Raw genomic sequence first — 5392 nt, 5'->3', positions numbered from 1 at the left:
ACTTTTATATGCGTCATTGCACTTGCAATAAAGATATACCAGTCATTCTCTAGTGGTTAACCAGTACAAACAATATCTTACAAGTCCTTTTTAAAATTAAGCTTAACTATTATTTAGCAGCAAATAAACAAAAGTACAAAAAATAATTACATTTTTCTCGCAAATTAGCCGTTTTGCACCAAAAAAGCTCAAAATCCACTAACAAGCACACAATAACTACACCTCAAGCAAAAAGGTAACCGGCCCGTCATTCACCAGAGAAACTTGCATATCCGCACCAAATACCCCTCTCTGCACACGAACACCTTGCGCCTCGGCCATTTCTCCAAATATCTTATAAAGCTCTTGCGCTCGCCCAGGCTCACTGGCCTCTGAAAAGCTTGGCCGCCGCCCCTTTTTTGTATTCGCTGCCAACGTAAACTGGGAAACCAGCAATAACTCACCTCCTATATCCCTTAGGCTTTTGTTCATTCGACCAGCTTCATCCTCAAAAATACGATAGCCCACTACCTTTTCAAGCAAAGCCTGTGCCGAAGCTTCAGTATCTTGCTTCTCAACGCCCAGCAATAACAAAACCCCTTTAGATATCTCCCCAACCACTTCACCAGAGACCTCGACCGAAGCAGAGCTTACCCGCTGAATCAGACCTTTCACTTTTCTCTCCCAAGCTTAATTAAGCATAATCCTTTAATATGTCATATCGATGACCCACAAAAAAGCCCGCCTCCAAATATGGAGGCGGGCTTAATTATTAAGCTACTTTCTATACAGACTATACAGAAGCTTACTTCTTATTACGCTTTCGCTCAGTCTCGGTAAGAAGCTTCTTACGAATACGAATGCTTTCTGGCGTTACTTCAACCAACTCATCATCTTCGATAAACTCAAGCGCCTGCTCTAGCGTATGCGTAATCGGCGGAACCAAGGTCAAGGCCTCATCGGTACCCGATGCACGAACGTTCGTTAGCTGCTTACCTTTGACCGTATTAACAACCAAGTCATTAGAGCGTGAGTGAATGCCGACAATCTGACCTTCATAAATATCAACACCAGGGCCTAAGAATAAACGGCCACGCTGCTGAACAGTAAACAACGAATAAGCAGTGGTCTTACCTTTGACCATACTCACCAACACACCGTTCTGACGCTCAAAAGAGCCACCAGACTTCACTTCGCCATAGTGATCAAAGACACTCGTCATGATGCCTGAACCAGAAGTCAGCGTCAGGAATAATCCACGGAAACCGATCAAACCACGAGAAGGGATAACAAACTCAAGACGCACACGCCCTTTACCATCCAACTCCATATTGGTTAATTCTGCCTTTCGCAAACCCATTGCTTCCATCACAGGCCCTTGATGCTGCTCTTCAACATCAATTACAACCATCTCATACGGCTCGTGAATCTGGCCATCAACTTCTTTCTGGACAACTTCAGGGCGCGATACCGCCATCTCAAAGCCTTCACGACGCATTGTTTCAATCAATACAGAAAGGTGTAATTCACCACGACCCGAGACAACAAACTTGTCCGGCGTATCACCTGGCGCCACTCGTAATGCCACATTGTGAATAAGCTCTTGATCAAGACGATCCTTAATATTACGCGTCGTAACAAACTTACCTTCCAAGCCCGCAAAAGGAGAATCATTCACCACGAAGGTCATACTTACGGTTGGCTCATCTACGTTTAGTGCTGGCAAAGCCTCTACACACTCCGGGTCACACAAAGTATCTGAAATACCTAAGCCATCAATACCATTGATACAAACAATATCTCCGGCATTCGCCAGTGGCGTCTCAACCTGCTCAAGCCCCATATGAGTTTTGACGTTAAGCACCTTGCCTTTACGCTCATTACCCTTGGCATCTTTAATAATTACTTGCTGATTTGGCTTCAATGTTCCGCGAGTAATACGACCTACACCAATAACACCTACGTAGCTGTCGTAAGCCAATGCAGACACCTGCATCTGGAACATTCCTTCAGGATCTACATCAGGCGCTGGCACTTGTTCTGTGATCATCTCATACAGCGGCGTCATATCGTCAGCCATATCCTCAGGGTCTGAACCAGCAATACCATTCAGCGCCGACGCATAAATAACAGGGAAGTCTAACTGTTCATCCGTCGCACCCAAGCTATCAAACAAATCGAAAACCTGATCCATCACCCAGTCTGGACGAGCACCCGGGCGATCTATTTTATTGATTACAACAATAGGACGTAAACCCTGCTCAAACGCTTTTGAAGTCACAAAGCGAGTTTGAGGCATCGGCCCATCAACGGCATCAACCAACAGCAATACCGAGTCAACCATCGATAATACACGCTCTACTTCGCCACCGAAGTCAGCGTGCCCAGGTGTGTCAACGATATTGATATGATAGTCATTCCATTGAATGGCTGTATTTTTTGCCAGAATGGTAATACCGCGCTCTTTTTCCTGGTCATTGGAGTCCATGATACGCTCAGAACCTTCGTCCCGACGTTCGAGTGTACCCGATTGGCTTAACAACTTATCTACAAGCGTCGTTTTACCATGATCAACGTGAGCAATGATGGCAATATTTCTTAATTTCTCTATCACAATACGGGTACCTGTTATCCTGAAAAGACTAAATCCAAGACTTAAATTAAAAGTAACTGAATATAAATTGGACGCGAATTATACAGAAAGAACGTCATATTAAAATGCAGTAAACAAATATTTTACATTTTAGTTTTTTACTGTCGCACCATTTTATTGCACTAAACAGCATGAAGCACCGCTATGGTGCGCATTACATCGTAAAAATCCACTGATACTCCCTTCCAGCCACCTATTTTCAAGCACTTACAAATAATCAAAATTGGCAAACATATTGCACACTGACATAGAAAAACTAATGTCAACAAATAATTGGGGAATAATGAAGATAGTTCTGCTATCCTTCATTTTTTCCTCTTCCAGGCTGCCCAGCAAAGGCGTCTGACAACTTGGACGGTACTTGAAATATAAATAGTATTTGAAAAGTTTGTTTAGACTGGTTAGGCCGGACACCTGCTGCGAAAATCGCTAGGCACTGCGCATGTCGCAACTTGAGTGTGACAATTTAGTGCAGTGCTCGGCACTTGAAATAACATGAAACAAACCTTTGTTTCGAATACGTCCAAAAATGGAGAAATTAGAATGTCAGAGAAAACTCTCGGCCTAATCAAAGAAAACGAAGTCACATGGGTCGACCTTCGCTTCACAGATACTCGCGGTAAAGAACAACACGTAAGCATTCCATCTTCTGAAGTTGACGAAGACTTCTTCGAAGAAGGCAAAATGTTTGACGGTTCATCAATTGCTGGCTGGAAAGGCATCAACGAATCAGACATGATCCTTATGCCTGAAGACGCTACAGCAGTACTTGACCCGTTCACAGAAGAAAGCACTTTGATCCTTCGTTGTAACATCGTTGAGCCTTCAACTATGCAAGGCTACGAGCGCGACCCACGCTCTGTTGCGATCCGTGCTGAAGAATACTTGAAGTCTACAGGTATCGCTGACTCTGCATTGTTTGGTCCAGAGCCAGAATTCTTCGTATTTGATGACGTTAAGTGGAAAGCCGACATGAACGGCGCTATGTACGAAATCAACTCTGAAGAAGCTGCTTGGGGTAGCCACGCAGAATTCGAAGGCGGTAACATTGGTCACCGTCCAGGCGTTAAAGGCGGTTACTTCCCAGTACCACCAGTTGACTCTCTACACGACCTTCGTGCAGCAATGTGTGCAGCGATGGAAGCAATGGGTCTAGTAATCGAAGTACACCACCACGAAGTTGGTACTGCTGGTCAGTGTGAAATCGGTGTTGGCGCTAATACACTAGTAAACAAGGCTGATGAAGTTCAGATCCTTAAGTATTGTGTACACAACGTTGCTCACGCTTACGGCAAGACTGCGACATTTATGCCTAAGCCAGTAGTTGGCGATAACGGTTCTGGCATGCACGTTCACATGTCTCTTGCAAAAGATGGCGTTAACGTTATGGCTGGTGACGGCTATGCTGGTCTATCTGATGAGTGCCTATACTACATCGGCGGTATCATTAAGCACGCTAAGACTTTGAACGCTTTCACTAACGCTTCTACTAACTCATACAAGCGTTTGGTTCCAGGCTTCGAAGCACCAGTTATGTTGGCATACTCTGCACGTAACCGTTCTGCTTCTATCCGTATTCCATACGTAAATAGCCCGAAAGCACGTCGTCTGGAAGCTCGCTTCCCAGATCCAACGGCTAACCCATACCTAGCGTTCTCTGCGCTACTAATGGCTGGCCTTGACGGCATCCAGAACAAGATCCACCCTGGCGACCCAGCTGATAAAGATCTATATGACCTTCCTGCTGAAGAAGCTGCTGAGATCCCAACAGTTGCTGCTACGCTAGAAGAAGCACTAAACGCTCTAGAAGCAGATCACGAATTCCTAACTAAGGGTGATGTTTTCACTGAAGACATGATCCAGGGTTTCATCGATCTTAAGCGTGAAGAAGTTGAGCTATTGAACATGACAACTCACCCAGTTGAGTTTGAATTGTACTACTCTCTATAAGTACGATGTTCTATAAGCTATCATCACAGATAGCCTAACCTGCGCATGTAGGTTCAGAATAAAAGCCCGTTAATGGCAACATTAGCGGGCTTTTTACATTTGATCACAAAATCCGCCCGCCATAATCTAGACAAACACTCATAATACTCTTAGTGTATTAACTCACTGTATTAATTGTACAACCGGAGTGCATTCATGTCGGCTCAGCCTAGCCTGTTAGTATCAACCCGCCTTTTTTCTAGCCAAGTGCTTGAACAGGCTCATGGGCAAACTACAAACACCGACATTAACAAGACAAGTCCGGACGTACATCCATCCATACTACTTAATGACATATTCCCTCCACGAGAAGCTTCGCTGAACCTTGAACAGCTCGACACAGCATCGAACCAAGCACTGCAAGCCAAGGCGACACTCAAGAAGCTGGAACATGAGCTATCGAACGCAAACGAGCAACAGTTAAACGATATTGCCACCCTACAAGACAGCATCATTAACGACGAAGATTTTGATTTCTCTCTACTCCCCTCCACTGCAGCCGGGTACGAAGAAAGCCCCACCCAGCTTAACGGAGAATTTTCCAGCCCACCTGGCGAGAGTTTTTCCAGCAATGCGTATGTAGAAACAAGTACCGCCAACTCAGCGAAGCAAAGCAAATACGAAGTAGCCAGTTTAGACGAACAAAATAGTGAACAAGTCAGCACTTCAACTGCCATACTGCCTCACACAGAAGCAGAGATAGATCATTCCAGCAAATCCCTTGGAACTCTGCACCGAAGCACTACTGAAGACATTCACTTTGAAGTAAGC

Annotated in this window: 4 protein-coding genes; 2 read left to right on the top strand and 2 right to left on the bottom strand. The window is 44.8% G+C overall.

The window, feature by feature from the left end:
* Positions 1-216 precede the first annotated feature (216 nt).
* Positions 217-654: a D-aminoacyl-tRNA deacylase gene (gene dtd / locus A3757_RS10550; protein ID WP_068510233.1), complete on the bottom strand. Its 438-nt coding sequence runs from the start codon at positions 652-654 to the stop codon at positions 217-219.
* Between the two features lie 130 nt (positions 655-784).
* Positions 785-2593, bottom strand: a complete 1809-nt coding sequence (gene typA / locus A3757_RS10545) for a translational GTPase TypA (RefSeq protein WP_068510231.1) — start codon at positions 2591-2593, stop codon at positions 785-787.
* A 582-nt stretch (positions 2594-3175) separates the two neighbouring features.
* Between typA and glnA the strand changes: the two genes are divergently transcribed.
* A complete protein-coding gene (gene glnA / locus A3757_RS10540) occupies positions 3176-4582 on the top strand; it encodes a glutamate--ammonia ligase (RefSeq protein WP_068553266.1) in 1407 nt (468 codons plus the stop codon).
* Between the two features lie 195 nt (positions 4583-4777).
* The coding region (locus A3757_RS10535; protein WP_156506277.1) for a hypothetical protein at positions 4778-5392 on the top strand (615 nt) is incomplete at its 3' end.

It is taken from the genome of Oleiphilus sp. HI0117 (assembly GCF_001635235.1).
Note: the sequence above shows the minus strand (reverse complement) of the source record. Positions and strands in the feature narration are given on the sequence as shown.